This is a genomic window from Micromonospora sp. PLK6-60 (genome assembly GCF_019890675.1).
In the GTDB taxonomy this organism is placed as follows: Bacteria; Actinomycetota; Actinomycetes; order Mycobacteriales; family Micromonosporaceae; genus Micromonospora.
Window position 1 is genome coordinate 74229 of sequence record NZ_JAIOAA010000019.1, and the last position, 20080, is coordinate 94308.

Below are 20080 nucleotides of genomic sequence, written 5' to 3' on the forward strand. Positions count from 1 at the left end.
CCCGGACCGGGGCTTCACGCCACGTTACCAGCGCTCGGACAGCCGCCCGCCGCCGGCACTGACCTGCGGATCAGGTCGGCCAAATACGGATAACTCCCCCCAGGCCCGCAACCGGACGACGTCCCCCACTTGACCCGGTGTCGCAATCCCCGTACCGTCACGCTCCGTAGCGATAGCTGGGAGAACCCCGAGCAGCACTGGGAGTGTCCGAATGCCCTCTGAATACGCCAAGTCGCTGGGCGCCCGCCTGCGCTCCATCCGCCAGCAGCAGGGGCTGTCCCTGCAGGGTGTGGAGGAGAAGTCGAACGGGCGGTGGAAGGCCGTGGTGGTCGGCTCGTACGAGCGCGGGGACCGCGCCGTCACGGTGTCCCGCCTGGCCGAGCTGGCCGACTTCTACCGGGTGCCCGTCTCGGAGCTCCTCCCCGACGGCAGTGGCGTGCGCCACGAGGCCACCAGCAAGATCGTGCTGGACCTGGAGCGGCTCTACGACGAGGCATCCGAGGACCTGGCCTACGTCGCCCGGTACGCCCGCGCCATCCAGCAGCAGCGCGGCGACTACAACGGCCGGGTGTTGTCCATCCGCGCCGACGACCTGCGCGCGCTGGCGATCGTCTACGACGCCTCGCCGTCGGGTCTGATCGAGCGGCTGACCGAGCACGGTGTGCTGGTCGCCGACCCGCGGGCGTTCTTCGCGTCCTGACCCGGTAGCACCGAGAAGGGCCCGTGCCGCGTGGCACGGGCCCTTCTCGTCGTGCTGGCGGCGGTCGCCGTCAGCGGGTGGCGTACTCGGCGATGCGGCCCAGCAGCCCGTTGAGGAACCGGGGCGAGTCGTCGGTCGACATCTGCCGGGCCAGCTCGACGGCCTCGCTGATGGCCACCGCGTCGTCGATCTCGTCCACGTAGAGCAGCTCGTAGACGGCGATCCGGGCGAGGTTGCGGTCGACCACCGGCATCCGGTCCAGCGTCCAGCCCTCGGCGTAGCTGGCCAGCAACTCGTCGATCCGGTCCAGGTGGGCGGCGACCCCCTCGACCAGGCTGACCGCGTAGCCGAGGTGCTCCGGTCGGGGCTTCTCGATCCGCTCGAGGTAGCCGGCGAGCACCTCGACCGGGGGGCGGTCCCGCAGGTCGGCCTCGAAGAGCACGTCCAGCGCCCGCTTGCGCGCCTTGCGGCGCGCCGGCATCTGCTGCTTCGGTGCCTCGGCCATCAGGCTCGGCCGAGGTAACGGCCGTCGCGGGTGTCGACCTTGATCTTTTCGCCGGTGGTAATGAAGAGCGGCACCTGCACGGTCGCGCCGGTCTCGACGGTGGCCGGCTTGTTGCCGCCGGTCGACCGGTCGCCCTGCAGGCCCGGCTCGGTGTAGGTGACCTCGAGCACGACCGAGGTCGGCAGCTCGATGTAGAGCGGGACGCCCTCGTGGGTGGCGACGGTCGCCTCTGCCTCGGGGAGGAGGTAGTTGGCGGCCTCGCCCACGGTGCCGTCCGGGACGGTGATCTGGTCGAAGGTCTCCAGATCCATGAAGACGTAGTCCTCGCCGTCCGCGTACAGGTATTGCATGGTGCGCTTGTCGACGGTGGCGGTCTCGACCTTGGTGCCCGCGTTGAAGGTCTTGTCGACCACCTTCCCGGACAGCACGTTCTTCAGCGTGGTGCGCACGAAGGCGCCACCCTTACCGGGCTTGACGTGCTGGAACTCGACGACGGACCAGAGCTCGCCGTCGAGGTTGAGTACCAGGCCGTTCTTGAGGTCGTTGGTGGAGGCCATTTCCTGCCTTGATCATCATTTGGCGGACAGACCCAGGAAGTCTACTCGCTGTGTCGAACCGGGTCCGCCAGGCCGAGGTGCCACACCTCACTCAGCGCGACCTACCCGCAGCCCCGCCCTCCCCCCTCGCCGCCTTTGCTCTGCTTCCTCGGAGGCAACAGGCACCCACGGTGACCGGCACCGGCCGCCGCCGGGCCAGCGCCGACCCCATCGGCGCAGCTCAGGGAGGGTGTTGCGGTCGGGGCAGCAGAGCAAAGGCGGCAAGGTAGGTCCACCGACGCCGCAGGTCCAATCACGCAGAGCAGCGGGGGGTAGCCCGACACCGAGCGCGACCGCCCCCCCGAGCCAGGCCGCGCCCGGGCGGGGACAGGCACCGGGAGGCGGTCAGGCGTGGAGAAGGGTCAGGCCGCCAGAACGGTCAGCCGCCGGGCACGGTCAGGCGCCGGGGACGGGCGACCGCCGGGCACGGTCAGGCGCCGGGCACGGGCGACCGCGGGGACGGTCAGGCGCCGGTGGTGCGGCGGGCGGCCAGGTGGTGCAGGGCCAGCCGGTAGCCGTCCACGCCGAGGCCGCAGATCACCCCGGTGGCCACCGCGGAGACCACCGAGTGATGCCGGAACTCCTCGCGGGCGTGGATGTTGGAGATGTGCACCTCGACCAGCGGCCCGCGCAGCATCGCGCAGGCGTCCCGTACGGCGATCGAGTAGTGCGACCAGGCCGCCGGGTTGAGCACCACGGCGGCCCCCTCGTCGGCCGCCTCGTGCAGCCAGCCGAGCAGCTCGTGCTCGGCGTCGGTCTGCCGGACCACCACGTCCAGTCCCAACTCGCGGCCGGTGGCCACGCACCGGTCCACCAGGTCGGCGTAGCTGGTCACGCCGTAGACGTCGACCTGGCGGGTGCCGAGGCGGCCCAGGTTCGGCCCGTTCAGCACGTACACCCGGGCGGTCACGACGCGATCTCCCGGTACGCCTCGTGCAGCAGCTCGTCGGACGGGCCCTCCAGCAGCGCCGGGCGGGCCAGCCCGTCGAGCACCACGAACCGCAGCCGGCTGCCCCGGGCCTTCTTGTCCACCCGCATCGCCGCCAGCAGGTCCGGCCAGGCGTCGGCCGGGTAGCTGGTGGGCAGCCCGAGCGCGGCCAGCACGTCGCGGTGCCGCCCGGCGGTGGCCGGGTCCAGCCGACCGGCCAGCCTGGCCAGGGTGCCGGCGTACACGGTGCCGACCGCGACGGCGTGCCCGTGCCGCCAGCGGTAGTCCTCGACCTTCTCGATCGCGTGGGCCAGGGTGTGGCCGTAGTTCAGCACCTCACGCTGCCCCGCCTCGCGCAGGTCGGCCGAGACCACGTCGGCCTTGACCCGGATCGCCCGTTCGATCAGCTCCCGGGTCACCGCGCCGGCCGGGTCCACGGCCGCGGCCGGGTCCCGCTCGACCAGGTCCAGGATCACCGGATCGGCGATGAACCCGCACTTGACCACCTCGGCCAGCCCGGCGGCCAGGTCGGCCGGGGGAAGGCTGTCCAGCGTGGCGAGGTCGGCCAGCACACCGGCCGGCGGGTGGAAGGCGCCCACCAGGTTCTTACCGGCGGCGGTGTTGACCCCGGTCTTGCCGCCCACCGCGGCGTCGACCATGCCGAGCAGCGAGGTGGGCACCGCGACCCAGCGCACCCCGCGCAGCCAGCAGGCGGCAACGAAGCCGGTGAGGTCGGTCACCGCTCCCCCGCCGACGCCGACCAGCGCGTCCGTCCGGGTGAAGCCCGCCGCGCCCAACCGGTCCCAGCAGTCGGCCGCCACCTCGATCCGCTTGCCCGCCTCGGCGTCCGGCACCTCGATCGACAGCGGCGTCGCACCGGCGGCGCGCAGCCGCTCGGCGACCGCGTCGGCCAACTCCGTCAACGGCGGCGCGTGCAACACCGCCACCCGGCCCGCGCCGGGCAGCAGGCCGGGCACCTCGCCGAACAGGTCGCGCCCGACCAACACCTCGTAGGGTCGGTCGCCGCCGACCGCGATCCGGGTCACCTCGTCGGTCATCGGGCCGCCCGCCCGTCGGCCGTGAGCAGGGCGGCCAGCTCGCCGGCGATCTCCTCCGGGGCACGGCCGTCGGTGACCACCGTCGCCGTCGCCACCTCCGCGTAGAGCGGCCGGCGCTGCTCCATCAGGTGCTTGAGGGTGGCCCGCGGGTTGATCGCCAGCAACGGCCGCCCGGCCCCGAGACCCACCCGCTTCACCGCGTCCGGCAGCTCCACCGACAGGTGCACCACGGTGTGCCCGATCAGTGCGCCCCGGTTCTCCTCGGCCAGGATCGCGCCGCCGCCGAGGGCGAGCACGCCGGCGTGCGAGGCCAGGGCCGCGGCCACCGCCGCCCGTTCGAGGGTACGGAAGTGCTCCTCCCCCTCGTCGACGAAGATCTCCGGGATCGGCTTGCCAGCCAGCCGCTCGATGTCCGCGTCGGTGTCGCGGAAGCCCACCCCGAGCGCGTCGGCGAGCAGCTCGCCGACCGTGGTCTTGCCCGAACCGGGCGCCCCCACCAGCACACACACCGGCCGCGTCACTGAGCTCGCCTTTCGTTTCGCGACTGCGGGACTCCGCTGCGCCGCGTTCCTCGCGCTCACCGGATGACCAGGGCGTCGAGGTAGCCGGCCAGGTTGCGGCGGATCTCGGCGACCGAGTCGCCGCCGAACTTCTCGGTGGCCGCCTCGGCGAGCACCAGGGCGACCATCGCCTCGGCCACCACCGCCGCCGCCGGCACGGCGCAGACGTCCGACCGCTGGTTGATCGCGGTGGCCGGCTCGCCGGTGGCCACGTCGACGGTGGACAGCGCCCGGTTCAGCGACGAGATCGGCTTCATCGCGGCCCGGACCCGCAGCGGCTCACCGGTGGTGATGCCGCCCTCCAGGCCGCCCGCCCGGTCGGTGACCCGGCGCACCCCGGTGGCCGTCGGCACGATCTCGTCGTGCGCCGCGGAGCCGCGCGAGCGGGCCTGCTGCCAGCCGTCGCCGATCTCCACGCCCTTGATCGCCTGGATCGACATCAACGCGGTGGCCAGCCGGGCGTCGAGCTTGCGGTCCCACTGCACGTGGCTGCCCAGGCCGGGCGGCACCCCGTACGCCAGCACCTCGACCACGCCGCCCAGGGTGTCGGCGGCCTTCTTCGCGGCGTCGACCTCCTCGACCATCCGGGCGCTGGCGTCCGGGTCGAGACAGCGCAGCGGGTCGGCGTCGATGCGCTCGGCGTCCTCGGGCGTGGGGCGCAGGCCGGGCTTGGCGGCGACCGGGCCCAACTCCACCACGTGCGACACGATGTCGATGCCGAGCGCCTGCTTCACCAGCGCCTTGGCGACCGTCCCCACGGCGACCCGGGCGGCGGTCTCCCGGGCGCTGGCCCGCTCCAGGATCGGACGGGCGTCGGTGTGGCCGTACTTCTGCATGCCGGCCAGGTCGGCGTGGCCCGGACGCGGGCGGGTCAGCGGCGTGTTGCGGGCCTGCCCGGCCAACTCCTCGGCGTCCACCGGGTCGGCGGCCATCACGGTGCGCCACTTGGGCCACTCCGAGTTGCCGACCCGGATCGCCACCGGACTGCCCAGGGTGACCCCGTGCCGCAGGCCGCCGATCACCTCGACCTCGTCCTGCTCGAACGACATCCGGGCGCCCCGGCCGTAGCCGAGCCGGCGGCGGGCCAGCTCCCGGCCGATCTCGGTGGTGGTCACCTCGATCCCGGCGGGCACCCCCTCGATCATCGCCACCAGGGCGGGTCCGTGCGATTCACCTGCGGTCAGCCAGCGCAACACGACGGTCAGTCTTTCACGCCGGGTGGCCGGCGCGGCGCCGCGCCCGGCCCGTCCCGCCCTACGGACCCGGGTCCGCGCCGGCCGTGCGGACCGCGATGATCGACTTGGTCAGGCCGAGCATCCGCTCCGCCCGGATCGTCGAGTCGGGGAAGAGGTAGCGCAGCTCCGCCCGACCGATCAGCTCGGTGGTCAGCACCTGCTTCATCGCCTGCTCCCAGGACTTGCCGGGGGTGTACGCCAGCGGCCACTTGCGGGCCACCGCGACCCGGGCCGGCACCGGCAGGAACTGCATCCCCGGCGCCACCCAGTGCGGCTCGACGGGGAAGTACCGGTACGGGGTCTGCACCCAGTGCCGGGGGGCCAGCTCCCGGATCGCCTCGGCCATCCGGCGGCGCTGCTCGTGGCCGCCCACGTGCTCCAGCACGCTGTTGCTGAACACCAGGTCGTAGCGGCGGCTCAGGATGGCCGGCGGCAGGTCGCAGGCGTCGGCGTGGTCCGCCTCCATCCCGGCGGGCAGCTCCGCCGGCAGCGGCTCCAGGTTGACCACGTGCACGTGCCGGGGCCGGACCGGAACCCGGGACCAGCTGTCCACCCGGCCGCCCAGGTCCAGCACGGACATCTCCGCCAGGTCCGGGAAGGTGTCCGAGAGCCAGCGGGCGCGCCGCGCCCGGCGCTTCGCCCCGTACGAGTCCGGGGAGTCGACCAGCCGGAAACGCAGCGAGTTCAACGCCGACCGGCCCTGCCGGCGGGCGGACGGGTCGTCGGTTCGGGTCGCACCGGTCACGGGGTCAGCTCTCCCAGTCGAAGGTCAGGCCCAGCCGGGCGGCGAGGGCGGCGTTGTGCGGCGCGTAGTACCGGGTCAGCTCGTCCCGGACCGCCGGGTCCATGGCGCTGCTGCGCCGGTCGTTGAAGACCTCGAACCGGTCCAGCCGGTGCGGCGGCAGGGCGAGGAAGTCCAGCACCCGGGCGTACGTCGCGGCCGGTTCCCGGTACAGCGTCTCGCTGGGCAGGATCAGCAGCTGCCCGGCGTCGAACCGGTCCAGCCAGGGCTCCAGGTGCTCCAGGTAGCGGCCCCGCGCCCGGTAGCTGTACCAGTCGAAGGCGTTGCTCACGTACGTCGGGTCGGCGGCGAGCCGCTCCCGCTCGCCCGCCGTCCGCTCCTGCTCCGCCGCCAGCGCCTCGGCGAAGCCGAGCGGCTCCACGCCCTCGGCGCGCCGCTCCTTCCAGTGCGAGTACGCCCGCTGCACCGGATCGCGGAGCAGGACGATCAGCTTCACCGCCGGCAGCAGCTCGGCCACCCGGCCCGGGGCGAGCGGGTGGAACATGTACAGCGGCGCGGCCTCCCCCACCCGGGTGGGGCCGCCGTGGCGGCGTTCGAGCGCCTGCCGCTGCCGCGCGGTCGGGAAGTGCGAGCGGTACCACGCCTCGCCCCGGCCGAAGGTGTCCTCGAAGTAGTGCGAGGTCTTGGTGTTCCACGCCGGGAAGAGCCGGGGCACCAGCGGATGCTCCAGCAGGTAACGCCAGAGCGAGGTGGTGCCGCCGCGCTTGGTGCCGATGATCAGGAAGTCCGGCAGCGGACGCCGGTCGCTGGTCCGCTCGCCGTAGCGCGCCAGGCCGTCCCGTACCCCGGTCACCACCGGGGCAGGCACCAGGGCCTTCACCCGGTCCCGCAACGTCGTCATCGCGTCCTCCTCGTCATCGCGGCGCCCGGCCGGGCAGCAGGGTGGGTGCCGTCGCCCGCACCCGTCGGCGTACCCCGGGGTGCAGCAGGGACGCGCCGGCCAGCAGCGCGATCACCCCGAGGGTCAGGAAGAGTCCGGCGACGTCCCGGCCGGCGACCGCCGCACCGGCGGCGGCCAGCACGGTGGTGCCGGCGGCGGCGACCGCCGCGGTCCGCGCCACGACCCGGGTGACCAGCGGCTCGCCGATCACCCGGCGGGCGGCGACGGTGGCGATCACGTTCTCCGCCACGATGCCGACGGTCCAGGCTACGGCGGCGCCCAGCGCGCCGTACGGCGGGATCAGCGCCACGGCCAGCCCCACGTTGAGCAGCAGGCCGGTGGCGGCGGCGAGCAGGTGCCGGCCGCTGCCGCCGCTCATCAGCAGCAGCGTCTGCACGATGCCGGTGCCGGAGTTGACCAGCATCGCCCCGGCGAGGACCACCAGCGCCGCGTCCCCGGCGGTGAACTCCGCCCCGAACAGCCGCAGGAAGCCCGGGGCGAAGAACGCGAGGAGCAGGTACCCCGGCCAGGAGAGCGCGATGATCATCGCGGTGATCCGCCGGTAGACCGCCGCCGCCTCGGCGGTGCGCCCCTGCCCCAGCAGCCGGGACAGTTGCGGGGCGACCGCCACCCGCAGGCCCTGCATGACCAGCAACCCGGCCAGCGCGTACCGGCCGACCGCGCCGATGACGCCGGCCTCCGCCTGGTCGGCCAGGGCGGCGGTGAGCAGCACCGTGAGCCACATGCTGCTGGCGTCGATGGTCGCGGACGCGGCCCGAGGCAGGGCGAAGCCCCAGAGCGTGCGCCAGTCCGCCCGCGCCGGGCGCAGCCGCGCCCCCGCGCCCACCCCCAGCGGCCCGACGAGCAGGGCCACGCAGGCCAGCGCGGCCAGCAGCACCGGCGCGAGCCAGCCGGCGAAGGCCAGCGCCACCCCGCCACCGGCGAGCAGGGCGCCGGCCACCAGCGCCGGGCGGGCGGCGGGCACCAGCACGTACTGGACGGCCACCAGGGCGGCGACCGGGCGGACCGCCCGCACGGCGGCCAGCAGCACGGTCATCGCCACCACGAACGGCAGCCCGGCGAACGCCAGCCGGAGCAGGTCGTCGCCCTCGGTCGCGCCGGGGTCGAACAGCACCGGCGCGAGCGCCCCGGACGCGGCGACGCCGGCCGCCGCCACCACGAGGGTGAACAGCAGGCTCGGGGCCAGCGCCACCGGCAGCAGCCGGGCGGCGTCGCCCGCGCGGCCCACGGTCCGCCGCGGCAACGCCCAGACCAGCGCGGTGTCCGCGCCGGCGCAGCAGAGCACGCCCATGATGGCGACGACGCCGATCGCGGTGAACATCGCGCCGGACCCGGCGGGCCCGAGGCCCCGGACGATCACCACGGTCAGCACGAAGCCCAGCAGGCCGTTGACCGCCGCGCCGGCCAGCCCGACCAGGCCGCTGCGGGTGCCCCGGCGGACCTCCCGGTCGCCGCTGGTGGCGGTGGTGGTGGTGACGGCCGGACCGCTCATGACGCCTCCTCCGGCCCCGCCGTGCCGTCCGGCGCCGGGCGGGCCGGACCCGCGGTGCGCAGCGGCACCGCCGCGACCCCCGCCGGCCGGGGCGGCCGGTCCGGCACCGCGGCCCGACCGAAGCCCCGGATCCGCCACGGCGTCAGCGGCGCCGGCCGGGCCAGGCTGGACGCGCCCAGCGAGGGCCGGTTCACCGGCCCGCCGACCGCGGCCAGCCCCGCGCCGACCGCGAAGAAGATCACCGACAGGTTCGGATCGATGTACGCGTACACCGGCACGACCACCAGCGCGATGACCGGCACGGTGCTCAGCCAGTATCCGGCCGGCGACACCGCGGCGGCCAGCCGGCGGGCCACCAGCAGCAGCCAGCCGAGGAAGACCAGCAGCGCGGGGATGCCGTGGCTGTAGAGCAGCTGCCAGATCAGCCCCTGGGTGCCCAGCGGCTCCTCGGCCAGCGTGGTGTCCACGCTCTTCGGGGCGCCGTAGCCGAGCAGCGGGGAACGCTCCACCGCCTGCCAGGTCCGCACGTACAGGTCCATCCGGTCGACGTTGGTGTCGGTGGTGCTCACCCGGGCGTCGATCATGTCCTGCACCGGCACCACCAGGCTGACCACCCAGACCAGCAGCACCAGCGCGCCGATCGAGACGATCAGCCGGGCGTTGCCCCGGAACAGGGCGCGCAGGCCCAGGTAGAGCAGGCCGGCGCCGAGGCCGACGAACATGCCCCGGTTGAGGGTCAGGAACGCCGGCACCACCGACAGCGGCAGCGAGATCCAGAGCAGCACCCGGAGCCGGCCGGTACGCACCGACGTCAGGTAGGCCAGCACGCACGGCACCAGCAGCGCGTACGCGGTCCCCCAGTTGTTGGTGTACGGGTACGGCGCGGCGGTGCGGTAGATGGGCGACCGGGACAGCGGGTTGAACTCGGTGACCCGGACGTGGGTGAGGGCCTGGATGTACCGCTCGGCGGTGATGCCCTGCGGCAGCGCGATCTCCACCGGGGTGGTGAGGGCGAGGGTGGGCGCGAGCACGGCCAGCCAGCCCAGGGCCACCAGACCCAGCCAGTACCAGCCCAGCGGGCGCAGCACCCGTTCCCACCGGGTGCCCTCCCGCAGCAGGGTGTAGACGTACACGCAGACCACCAGCGCGGTCACCAGGAAGCCGAAGCGCAGCCCGAAGGTGAGGTAGGCGGTGGCCCGGTCCAGCCGGCTGGCGCTGAGCAGCACCAGGACGAGGAAGACCAGCCAGCAGGCGGTGCCGGCGGGCAGCGCCACCCGGCCCCGGGCGACCAGCAGGGCGAGCAGCCCCGCGCCGAGGATCGGCCAGCCGAGATAGAACGCGCCGAGCGCCCACCACAGCGGCATCAGCGCGAACATCACCGTCAGCGGCCAGACCGGCAGCGGGGGCGGCGGTCCGGGCCGGACCGTGGCGCCCGGCGTCCGGGTCGCCCCGGTCCCCGGTGCCGGCGCGGCGGTCGTGGTCGCCGCTGCCCGGTCAGACACCCCGCCCCGTCCGCTGGGCCAGCCGCAGCACCCGCTCGCCGGAGAGCAGGCCGAGCACCACCGGCACGGTCACCAGGACGCGCTTCTCGCGCGGGTTGAGCCGCAGCACCCGACCCAGCTCGCGCACCGCCTCGCGGCGCCGCCGGCCGGAGGCGAGCGCGAAGGCGATCTGCCCGTGCAGCCGGGCCAGCCCGGTCCGGCTGCCGGCCAGCTCCGGGTGCTTGTCGATCAGGTACCGGGTGGCCTCCACGATGACCGCCCAGCGGCCGAAGAAGAACGACCCGCCGTGCCAGTCCACGGCGACCAGCACCTCGGGCACCACGGCCACCGGACCGTGCGCGGCGATGCGCAGCAGCCACTCGTAGTCCTCGCCGTAGCCGCCGGGCAGCTCCTCGTCGACCGGGCCGACGGCGTCCCAGGTGGAACGGCGCAGCAGCAGGGTGCTCGAGTGCACCTCCATCACCCGGTCCTCGACGAAGTCGGCCAGGGTCACCTCGGTCCGGTCGAGCCGGCGGTCCTTGGCGATGCCCGGCCCCTCCAGCCGGATGGCGCAGCTCGCCGCGGCGGCCTCCGGGCGGGCGGCCAGCAGCTCGACCTGGCGGCGCAGCTTGCCGGGCAGCCAATGGTCGTCGTCGTCGCAGAAGGCGATCAGGTCGTGGCGGGCCTCGGCCGCGCCGGTGTTGCGACCACCCGGCAGGCCACGGGAGTGGGTGTTGTTCACGTGGCGCAGCACCCGGCCGGGCGGCACGGGCAGGTCCAGCGGGCGGATGTCGGTGTGGTCGTAGACCACCACGCACTCGACCTCGCCCGGATAGTCCTGGTCGAGGATCGCCCCGACGGCCCGCTCCAGCAGGCCCGGCCGGTCCCGGGTGGCCACCACCACGCTCACCGGCGGGTACGTCGCCCGGTCGAGGTCAGCCACGGCCGTCTCCCGTCAGCACCAGGCCGAACGGCTCGACGCCGACCGCCCGGAGCCGCTCCGTCAACCGGGTCAGCTGCGCCACCCTCGTCCGGTCCCGCGCGGCGACCAGCACCGCCCGGCCCTCCCGGGCGGCCCGCACCCCCCGCTCGTCGTGCAGGGCAGGCGGGGCGTCGAGCACGGTGAGACCGGTCCCGGGCGCGGCGTCCAGGCCGACCAGGTGGACCCGGCCGGCGCCGATGCGCACCTCCCGGCGGTCGGCGGCCCCCGTCGAATGCTCCGTCGGGCGGGCGACGGGGATGACCTCGGTCCGGTCGTCGGTGGTGGTGGACCGGTACACGGCGCCGTTCGCGGCGTCCGCAGCCGGGAAGGGGCGCGGCTTGCGCACCGCCGGGATGACCACCGTGTCCTCCGGCCCGGACCCGCCGCCCGCGCCGGCGACCGGCGTGCTCACCGGCTTGCTCACCGGCGCCGGGCGGGGCCGGGGCACCTTGGGCGCCACCCGGTCCACCGGCGGGGTGCGCCGTTGCGCGTCCAGCAGCAGCGGGCGCATCCGGTCCGTGCCCTCCGCCGCGACCCCGAGGTGCACCTCGTGGCCGTCGGCGGCCAGCACCGCGGCGATCCCCGCGGTGATCCGCTCGCGTCCCTCGTCGGCGCCGGCCGAGAGCAGCACGAGCGGGCCGGCCTGCGGCCCGTCCACCCAGCGGGCCAGGGCGAGCACCAGATAGCGCAGGTCCGCCTCGTCGGGCTGCCCGCCCCGGTTCCGGCGGACCGCGCCGAGCAGCGGCGCGCCGACGGCGGCCAGCGCCTCCGCCGAGGTGCGTACCCGCCGGTCCAGCGTCTCGCGGACGAAGGCCACCAGCCCGCCGAGGAGCAGGCCGCCGAAGATCGCGGCGACGAGGATCAGCGGGGCGCTGTCCCGGCTGGACGGCACCGGCTCACGGGCGGCGCTGGTCACCGAGCCGGGGCTCAGATCGGCGGAAGCGACCTTGGAGCGCTGCTCGGCCAGGGTGGCGAGCTGGTCGTTGAGGGCCCGGAGCTGATCCAGCAGGGCGCTGGTCCGCGGGGACGGGTTGGTCGTCGACTGGTTGCTCGGCAGGGACCGCTGGGTGGTGGTGCGTTGCGCGGTCACCACGCTGATCGCCTCGTCGTACGACTTGAGCACCCCCGCGCGCTGGTTCTCGTAGAGGCCCCGGCGCAGGTCCAGGTACGCCTGGGCGGCCCCGTTGGCGCCGGCGACCGCCTCCGACTCGCTGCGCCCGGCGTACTGGAAGCGCATCACCTGCCCGCCGACCGGGGTCTCCACCTCCAGCGCGTCGGCCACGTCGGAGCTTTCCCGGCCGGTGATGGCGGCGACCTTGTCGATCACGTCGTTGCTGCGGGCGATGCCGCTCTCGGCCGTCATGTTCACCGCCCGGTCGGCGCCCCCCGAGGGGACGGAGAACGGGTCGGTGACCACCGGGCGGACCACCACGGCGGTGACCGCGGTGTACGACGCGGGCAGCACGAACAGGTAGACCAGCGCGCCCAGCACGACCAGCACCGTCGCGGCGAGCGACTCCCGCCACCGGCGTACCGGTATCCGGGCCAGCTCGGCGAGGCCGACGGGGTGTTGCCGGGCGGGGGCGACGTCGGTCACGTCCATGTGCGGTCCTTGCGCGAGGGGTTGGGTGGGCCGAGCCCGGCCGGGCGTCCGGGCGCGACGTGGTCCCATCGCCGCGGGTGCGACGTGGTCCCATTGTCGCGAACGGGAGCCTGGTTCGTCATGCCCGGTCCGACCCGGTGGCCCGCCGGCGCCGCGCGGGCGCCGGCGGGCCACCGCCGTGGTGGCGGGCGGTCAGGAGGTGGCGAAGAACAGGGTCTTGTTCGACCAGTTCACGCCGGCCGACGCCGGGGCGACGACGACGGCGGCGGCACCGTCGACCGCCTGCTCGTCGAAGGGCACGCTGCGCAGGGCGCCGTCCGTCGAGCCGTACACGATCTTGCCGTTGACCCAGGCCATCCCCCGCACGTTTGCCCAGTTCAGGCCGACGCTCGGCAGGCTGAACTCGGTGCAGCCCAGGATGTAGCCGTCCGGCTCCAGGTAGCGGTAGAACAGCTTGTTGGTGCCGGCCTTCGTGTAGTACATCCGCCCGTCGAGGTAGAACGCCCCGCTCATCGACGCGGCGTTGAACCAGTCGTTGTAGCCGCTGCTGACCCAGGGCGCGCCGATCGAGCCGCCGGTGAACATCGACACCTCGAGGTAGCTGCCGCTCGGCGCCCCGGAGACGGTCTTGGCCCAGTACAGCTTGTTGCCGACCGAGAAGGACGCGCCGGCCGCGGTGAGGCTCGGCTGGGCGCTGGTCACCGGGGTGCCCAGCGTGCTGCCGTTGAACGGCACCTTGGTGGTGCTGCCGTCCCCGGCGCCCAGGTAGAGGTAGCCGGAGCCGGCAGTCGGGGCATTGACCGCCGGGATCGTCCGGCCGCCGGAGAGCGGGAACAGGCCGAGCCGGCCGTGGTACTCGTTGCCGAGGCCGTCGGAGTCGAACCCGGCGAGGATCCCGTTGCTGCCCCGCCACAGCTCCCAGACGATGGCGCCCCAGGTGGTGGTGCCCGCAGGGGCGCCGCCCCGGCCCGGGTTCCAGACCACCGGCAGGCCGTTGATCGGGTCGAGGGCGCCGAGGCCGTAGCGGTTGATCGCGCCGGCGCCGGCCGCGTCGTCGCCGTTGGCGTTGTTCAGCCAGCGGAAGTGGCCACCGACGTAGACCACGTTGTCGGCCACCTCGACCGAGGTCACCGAGTCGGTGCCGGTGTAGTTGACCCAGGTGGCGTCGAGGCTGCTGCCCCGCGCCGAGGTCTCCCAGCGGGCGATCGCGTCACAGTACGCGCCGGTGCCCCGCCCGCCGTCGGCGATGATGACGAAGTAGCTGCCGTCGTCGGAGAAGTCCACGTCCCGGGCGTAGAACGGGAACGACCAGTCGTAGCAGGGCGCCACGTAACGCTGCGTGCTCCAGTTGGCCACCGACGGCGTACCGGTCAGGTCGACCATCACCACCTGGTTGCGCGGCTGGCCGTTGACCTTGGTGAAGTTGCCGACCGCGACGAGGGTGTCGCCCTGCGGCGAGACGGCGAGGCCCCAGACCAGTTCGCTGCTGGCCCGCGCGACGCTGGCGTCGATCTGGAAGGTGGGGTCGATAGCGCCGGTGCCGGCGTCGAGGCGGGCCAGCAGCGAGTGCTCGGTGCCGTTGACCCAGTGGAAGGCGCCCGCGATGTAGAGCTTGCCGTTGTGCACGATGGTCCGGCGCACCAGGCCGCCGTCGCTGCGGCCGACCCAGCTGCCCACCGTGTCACCGGTGGTCGGCTCCAGCGCGACCAGGTTCTTGCGGCTCACCCCGTTGACCGTGTTGAAGGCGCCACCGACGATCAGCTTGCCGGCGGCGTTGACGGCCAGCGCGTGCACCGCGCCGTTGAGGGCCGGGGCGAAGTCGGTCTTCAGCGCCCCGGTCGTGCGGTCGTAGGCGAACAGGTAGTTGCGCGCGGTCCAGCTCCCGGCGCCGGCGGCCTTGACCGAGGTGAAGGAGCCACCGACGAAGACGGTGTTGCCGATCTCGGCGAACGCCTTGACGTCGCCGTTCTGCGCGTGCGGGATGTTGTCGGCGGGGTCCGCCGAGGTGAGGGTCATGGCGACCGGGGTGAGTCCGTCCGCCCGGGCCGGCGCGGCGAGCAGGCCGACGGCCAGCACCGACGCGGCGAGCGCGGCGAGCCACCGCCGCAGCACCGGCACCCGGCCCGATCGGGACGACGTTCTGAGCAGCACTGGTGCCCCCAATGACGAAGTGAGATCCTGTGTAGCTTCCTGCGCCCGGAAATACCGCACCATCAACCAACCGGACCGCCCGGGCGGCGGCGCGGTCATCCGGTCCACCGGAACGGCCCGACGTCACCGGCGTGGTCGATGCGCCACGACGCCGCCTCGGTCAGGTCGGCCGCGCTGATGGCGTCCGCCTCGCGGGCCAGCACCAGCCCCCGACGGTCGAGCCCGTGCGCCAGCTCGACCTGGTGGTCGTCGACGTGCTCGCCGTGGGCGCGCCGCCGGGGCACCACAATGGCCCGCCGGCCGGCCCGCATCGCGGCCAGCGCCGAACCCACCCCGGCGTGCGTCACCACCACGTCCGCCTCCCGCATGGCCTGCGCCATCTCCGCGTGCGGCACCTGGTCCCGGGCCCCGGCCGGCAGCCGCGGGATCCGGGTGGAGCCGACCTGCCAGAGGATCTCCGCCTCGGCCGGCAGCACCTCCACCAGCCGGGACAGCAGCCGCGGGAAGCCGAACCGCGCCTGGGTGCCCAGCGCGACCACGATCCGGGACACCGGTCCCGGTGCGGCCGCCGGCCGGGCGAGGTATCCGTCGAAGATGGAGCCGCCGTACCGCCACCGCTCGTCCGCCCACCCGGCGTGCTGGGTGTAGAGCTGGGCGCGCGGCACCCGGGCCACCATCCGCCCGGTCAGCGACGGCCCGGCGATCCGGGTGGCGCTCTCGATGTAGTGGCAGGTCAGCCCGCGCCGCGCGGCCGGCACGAAGAACGACAGCGCCACCGCCGCCCCGGTGCTGACCACCCGGCCGAACCGGCCGCCGCGCAGCACCCGCCGGGCGGCCAGCCAGTCACGCAGGGCGCCCACCGCGTCCCGGGTGCGCACCGGCGGGACGTGGATGACCTCCTCCCCGGCCAGCAGGGAGCGGCTCTGCGGTGAGTCGAAGGTGGCCCAGACGCAGTCGTCCTGCACGCCGAGCCGGGGCACCAGTTGGTGCAGCTCCGCGAGGTGACCGCCGGCGGAGGCGACGAGAAGGGTGGTCATGTCGTGCCGTCTTCCGTTGTCGAGCGAGGGGTGGGTCGGGGTCGCGGTTGCGGGTCGCGGGCCCGGCCCGGGTCAGCCGCCGGCCGGCACCTCCTGCCGGGCCGGTTCCGGTCGCCGCGCCGGCGGCCGGATCCGACCCTCGGCGACCAGCAACGCCAGCGCCATGACACCGAACAGCAGGCTGCCGAAGATCCAGCCGCCCAGCACGTCGGTCAGCCAGTGCTTCTCGGCGTAGATGCGGGTGTAGCCCTCCACGGCGACCAGCAGGGCCACCCCGGTGGCCAGCGCGATCCGGCCGGCCCGCGGCAGCCGCCAGGTGAGGCCGGCCAGCAGGGCGATGGTGCCGAAGGTGAGCATCACCCGGGCGCAGCCGCCGGAGGGATAGGTGCCCAGGTCGGTCGGCGGGTGCCCGCGGTCCACCACGGTGGCGAGGATCTCCTGGGTGTACTGCTCCAGCGCGAACTGCAGGGGCATCGCCAGCAGCGGCACCCACCAGCGCCGGTGCCGCCACAGCACGGCGAACACCAGCGCCGCGACCACGGTCACCCACTTGAGCGGATACCGGTCGCCGATGGCGGTGACGAACGCGTTCAGCTCGGCCCAACCGGTCACCCGCCGGGCGTGCACGTACTCGAAGACGGGCCAGTCGACGTGCGGCTCCAGCCGGGACAGCGCCTCGCCGAGCGGCCAGCAGACCGCCACCACCGCGGCGGAGCCGGCGAGCAGGACCACCAGCGCGGTGCCGAACCGGCCCAGGACGCCGTCGAGCGCCGCCACGGCCAGCCGCAGCCGCTCGGCCGCCCGGCCGGCCCGCAGGGCCGGCACCCAACGGGTGGCCGCGACCGGCACCAGCACGGCCGGCAGCACCACCACCAGCACCGCGAACGCATAGATGATCAGCATGGGCGGGCACCACCCCGGGTGCCACTGCCGGTGCGCCGGGCTGCCCCTCGCCCGGCGATCCGCGCCGATGTCATGGTCCCCCTGTCGTGCCGGCCGCCGGCCGGCCCCGGACCGCGGTGCTCCCGTGACGTCCCCACGACGTCGGGAGTTCAGCGACCACGGCGCCGCGGGCCGCTCGTGATCGAGTGGTGACAGTAGTGGACCGACCGGTGCGAGCGGTAGCGGCGGTGTCGCCCCTGCGGCTTTTCGGCGGAATGTGAGTCTGTCTCCGGACAGTTCGACCGGAGCGGGCCGCCGGGCGGGCGTCAGCCGCCGGCGGTGAGCCGCCCGGCGAGCACCCGCGGCAACGCCGGGTGCAGCTTCTCGCTCCACCCGCCGCCACCGGCGGCCAGTTCGGCGGTACGCAGCCAGAGCTCGACCAGGTAGGCGTCCGCGACGAACCGCCGGCGCGCCGGGTCCAGGCCGAACGCCGCACCGTACCGGTCGAGCAGCGCGACCATGTCGGCGGTCGCCTCCGGCACGGCCCGCCCGCGCAGCGACAGCGCGCTCTGGAACCCCTGGTGGGCGAGGTCGAAGCCGACCGGCCGGTCCGGCCCGCTGTTCTCCCAGTCCCAGGCCCAGAGCCGGCCGGCGTGCCCGCCCAGGTTCCACGGCACCCAGTCGCCGTGCCAGTGGCCGAACTCCACAGTGGTGGCGCCGTCGCGGGCGGCCAGCGCCGCCACCGCGTCCCGCGCCGGCCCGCCGGCCCGCTCGGCGCGGGCGGTCAACCCGGCCAGGAACGGCGACCCGGCCAGCGGGCGGGACTCGGCCGGCGCACCGGCCCGCCGGGCCACCGCCAGCATCGCCGCCACCCGGGGCCGCTCCGGCCGGGGCAGCGCGCGGACCCGGGCCGGCATCGGCGCCACCAGGGTCACCGCCAGCTCCCCCCAACGCGTCTCGGCCAGCAGCCGGGGCACCTCGGGCAGGTCACCGCCGTCGCGGGGCAGGGCACGCAGCGCCGCCGCCTCCGCCACCACCATGGCCCGGGTGGCGTCGTTCCAGCCGATCTTGGCGTACCCCTGGGCCGCGCCCCGGTCGTCGAAGAGTTGCAGGGTCGGCTTGTGGTGCGGGTCGGGCGGCCGGATCCCGATCGCGGCGTGCCACCGGCGCCCGGCCGCACGGCCCAGGTGCTCGGCGAGCAGCACCTCGGCCGGGTCGACCCGGTCCGGCACGGCCACGGTCAGCACCGGCATCCGGGCGCGGCCGGTCGCACCGAGCCCGGCCAGCACCCCGACCGCGAGCCGGTTCATCCGCACCCGCGGTGGCCGCAGCGCGTTGTACGCCAGGGTGGCCGCCGCGCCGACCCGGCGGGAGGCCAACGGCAGCAGGAACTTCGCCCGGTCCAGCGAGGGCACCACCGCGTACCGGGCGGCCACCCGGTGACCGGGTGGCGGCGCGCACGGGCCGGCCGACACGCCCAGCCACAGCCGGGGATCGCCGAAGACCGCCCGGCACACCCAGCCGATGCCGTCGGTCCGGCCCCGCGGGTCCTCCCCCATGCCGCCTCCCACCCGTGCCGCCGCGATCACGCCCGGGCACACCATAGGGCCTCGCGGCGCGGCGCGGCCGGCGCGGTCAGCGTTGCCAGACCCGGACGTAGTCGACCCGGAAGTCGGCCGGGAACCGGGTCGCGGCGTCCGGGTCGCCCAGCCAGCCGCCGACCTGGAAGTTCAACCGCAGGTTGTACGGCTTGTGGAAGACCTCGTCGAACCAGGGGGTGCTGGCGCGGTCGCGCCGCCAGACCTGCCGCCCGTCGACGTACCAGCGGATCGCGTCCGGCTCCCACTCCACCGTGTACGTGTGGAAGCCGTCCCCCGGATAGCCGGCCGGCAGCGGGATCCGCACGTCCTGCTTCACCGGGCTGTAGTCGTGGAAGATCGCCACGGTGGCGTCCCGGTACCACTCCGCGCCGCCGGGCAGCTCCACCACGTCGATCTCGCCCCGCCCGCCGTCCTCCGGGCGCAGCCAGAACGCCGGCCACAGGCCGCGGGAGTTCCCCGGCCCGTTGGGCGACTGCGCCCGCACCTCGAAGCGCCCGTACCGGAACGACGTGCGGCCGATGGTGTCCAGGTAGCTCTGCGTGTACGCGCGCGGCTGCGCGCCGCACGGCACGGTCCGGCGCTCGGCGCGCAGGGTGAGCACCCCGCCGGAGACGAACGTGTTGGCCGGGTCGGCCACGTTGCAGCCCCGGTCGATGTCGCGTCCCTCGCGGTCGCGCAGGTTCCACTTCGACCGGTCCAGGTCGCGGCCGGTGAACTCGTCGGACCAGACCAGCCGCCAGCCCGGCACCCGGGTGCCCGCGGCGGCGGTGGCGCGCTGCGGATCACCGGCGGGCGGGCCGGCCGGGGTTCCGGTCGGCGCGGGCGGCGCGGCGGCCGGCGGCGCGGGCGGCGGGGTGGCCGACGGGGCGAACGGCGTGGCGGGCGGCGGGTCGGCGGACGGCGGGCCGGCGGAGGTGGGCGGCGGCGCGGGCGACCCCGGACCCGGGCCGACCGGCGCGGGCGCCGGGGTGCCGGCCGGGCCACGCCGGGCGCCCCGGTCGTACGTCAGCACCAGCCGGGGCCGGATGGCGGCGTCGGCGTTCTCCCGGGACGCCCAGTAGATGCGGGAGCCGAGGTCGAGCTGGGTGAGGGCGAGCGCCACCGGGCCGTTGCCGGTCACCGCGTCCGAGACGTCGAAGTCGTTGAACCCGGTGACCACCCGCTCCGCCCGGGCCAGCGCCCCGTCCAGCGGTGGGCGGCGGGACCAGTCGCCCGGCCAGTCCTCCTCGCCGGTCGCCCGGTGCACGGCGACCCGGGCCGGGAACGGTTGCCAGCTCCACACCCGCAGGGTGGCCCGGATCCGCTTCGCCCCGGGCGGCAGCTCCGCCACCGCGAACGCGAACACCGCGTCGCGGCGCCCGTTGGGGTTGCCGTCGCAGAGCTGCGGGCAACTGGCCAGCGCGGTCCTGGCCGTGGTGTCGCCGTCCTCCGGCACCTGGCTGGCGGTGGCGTCGGCGGCCACCGGGACCACGATCGGCGCGGCGTCCGCCCGCGACAGTGGCACGGTGGCGGTCCCCAGCACGACCAGGCCGGCGCAGAACACGCCGAGCCCCAGCACGCGCCGGC

The 20080-nt window shown here is 75.0% G+C and carries 18 protein-coding genes; 1 reads left to right on the forward strand and 17 read right to left on the reverse strand.

The window, feature by feature from the left end; translation table 11 throughout:
- Positions 1 to 211 precede the first annotated feature (211 nt).
- Positions 212 to 700: a transcriptional regulator gene (locus K7640_RS26005; RefSeq protein WP_088970952.1), complete on the forward strand. Its 489-nt coding sequence runs from the start codon at positions 212 to 214 to the stop codon at positions 698 to 700.
- 70 nt (positions 701 to 770) lie between these two features.
- On the opposite strand, the gene nusB is transcribed toward K7640_RS26005, so the two are convergent.
- From nusB to K7640_RS26090, 17 genes are all read right to left on the reverse strand, one after another.
- Positions 771 to 1181 carry a transcription antitermination factor NusB gene (gene nusB / locus K7640_RS26010; RefSeq protein WP_222957574.1) on the reverse strand — a complete coding sequence of 137 codons (411 nt, stop codon included), beginning with the start codon at positions 1179 to 1181 and terminating at the stop codon, positions 771 to 773.
- Between the two features lie 23 nt (positions 1182 to 1204).
- Complete coding sequence (efp, locus tag K7640_RS26015) at positions 1205 to 1762, reverse strand: elongation factor P (protein ID WP_222957550.1); 558 nt, start codon at positions 1760 to 1762, stop codon at positions 1205 to 1207.
- A 502-nt stretch (positions 1763 to 2264) separates the two neighbouring features.
- Entirely contained in the window at positions 2265 to 2711 is a 447-nt protein-coding gene (aroQ, locus tag K7640_RS26020; RefSeq protein WP_222957551.1) for a type II 3-dehydroquinate dehydratase, read from the reverse strand.
- Positions 2708 to 3787 carry a 3-dehydroquinate synthase gene (aroB, locus tag K7640_RS26025; RefSeq protein WP_222957552.1) on the reverse strand — a complete coding sequence of 360 codons (1080 nt, stop codon included), beginning with the start codon at positions 3785 to 3787 and terminating at the stop codon, positions 2708 to 2710. The genes aroQ and aroB overlap by 4 nt, the downstream gene beginning before the upstream one ends.
- A complete protein-coding gene (locus K7640_RS26030) occupies positions 3784 to 4308 on the reverse strand; it encodes a shikimate kinase (protein WP_222957553.1) in 525 nt (174 codons plus the stop codon). The genes aroB and K7640_RS26030 overlap by 4 nt, the downstream gene beginning before the upstream one ends.
- A gap of 56 nt (positions 4309 to 4364) precedes the next feature.
- Positions 4365 to 5543 carry a chorismate synthase gene (gene aroC, locus K7640_RS26035; protein WP_222957554.1) on the reverse strand — a complete coding sequence of 393 codons (1179 nt, stop codon included), beginning with the start codon at positions 5541 to 5543 and terminating at the stop codon, positions 4365 to 4367.
- Between the two features lie 58 nt (positions 5544 to 5601).
- Positions 5602 to 6270, reverse strand: coding sequence for a class I SAM-dependent methyltransferase (locus K7640_RS26040; protein WP_222957575.1), 669 nt, complete (start codon positions 6268 to 6270; stop codon positions 5602 to 5604).
- Positions 6271 to 6331: 61 nt separating this feature from the next.
- On the reverse strand, positions 6332 to 7225 hold the full coding sequence (locus K7640_RS26045; RefSeq protein WP_222957555.1) for a sulfotransferase domain-containing protein: 894 nt from the start codon (positions 7223 to 7225) through the stop codon (positions 6332 to 6334).
- A gap of 13 nt (positions 7226 to 7238) precedes the next feature.
- Positions 7239 to 8777, reverse strand: a complete 1539-nt coding sequence (locus K7640_RS26050; protein ID WP_222957556.1) for a lipopolysaccharide biosynthesis protein — start codon at positions 8775 to 8777, stop codon at positions 7239 to 7241.
- Positions 8774 to 10279: an O-antigen ligase family protein gene (locus tag K7640_RS26055; protein WP_308042732.1), complete on the reverse strand. Its 1506-nt coding sequence runs from the start codon at positions 10277 to 10279 to the stop codon at positions 8774 to 8776. Before K7640_RS26055 ends, K7640_RS26050 begins: the two co-directional genes overlap by 4 nt.
- Entirely contained in the window at positions 10272 to 11201 is a 930-nt protein-coding gene (locus K7640_RS26060) for a glycosyltransferase family A protein (RefSeq protein ID WP_222957557.1), read from the reverse strand. Before K7640_RS26060 ends, K7640_RS26055 begins: the two co-directional genes overlap by 8 nt.
- Positions 11194 to 12843 (reverse strand): hypothetical protein, encoded by a 1650-nt coding sequence (locus tag K7640_RS26065; protein ID WP_222957558.1) that lies wholly within the window; start codon positions 12841 to 12843, stop codon positions 11194 to 11196. Before K7640_RS26065 ends, K7640_RS26060 begins: the two co-directional genes overlap by 8 nt.
- A 192-nt stretch (positions 12844 to 13035) precedes the next feature.
- Complete coding sequence (locus K7640_RS26070; protein ID WP_374198126.1) at positions 13036 to 14991, reverse strand: delta-60 repeat domain-containing protein; 1956 nt, start codon at positions 14989 to 14991, stop codon at positions 13036 to 13038.
- A gap of 98 nt (positions 14992 to 15089) precedes the next feature.
- Positions 15090 to 16031 (reverse strand): glycosyltransferase, encoded by a 942-nt coding sequence (locus tag K7640_RS26075; protein WP_222957559.1) that lies wholly within the window; start codon positions 16029 to 16031, stop codon positions 15090 to 15092.
- Positions 16032 to 16103: 72 nt separating this feature from the next.
- Positions 16104 to 16934, reverse strand: a complete 831-nt coding sequence (locus tag K7640_RS26080; protein WP_222957560.1) for a phosphatase PAP2 family protein — start codon at positions 16932 to 16934, stop codon at positions 16104 to 16106.
- A 305-nt stretch (positions 16935 to 17239) separates the two neighbouring features.
- Complete coding sequence (locus K7640_RS26085; RefSeq protein WP_222957561.1) at positions 17240 to 18472, reverse strand: hypothetical protein; 1233 nt, start codon at positions 18470 to 18472, stop codon at positions 17240 to 17242.
- A 76-nt stretch (positions 18473 to 18548) separates the two neighbouring features.
- Positions 18549 to 20072 (reverse strand): glycoside hydrolase family 16 protein, encoded by a 1524-nt coding sequence (locus tag K7640_RS26090; protein ID WP_222957562.1) that lies wholly within the window; start codon positions 20070 to 20072, stop codon positions 18549 to 18551.
- Positions 20073 to 20080: the final 8 nt, after the last annotated feature.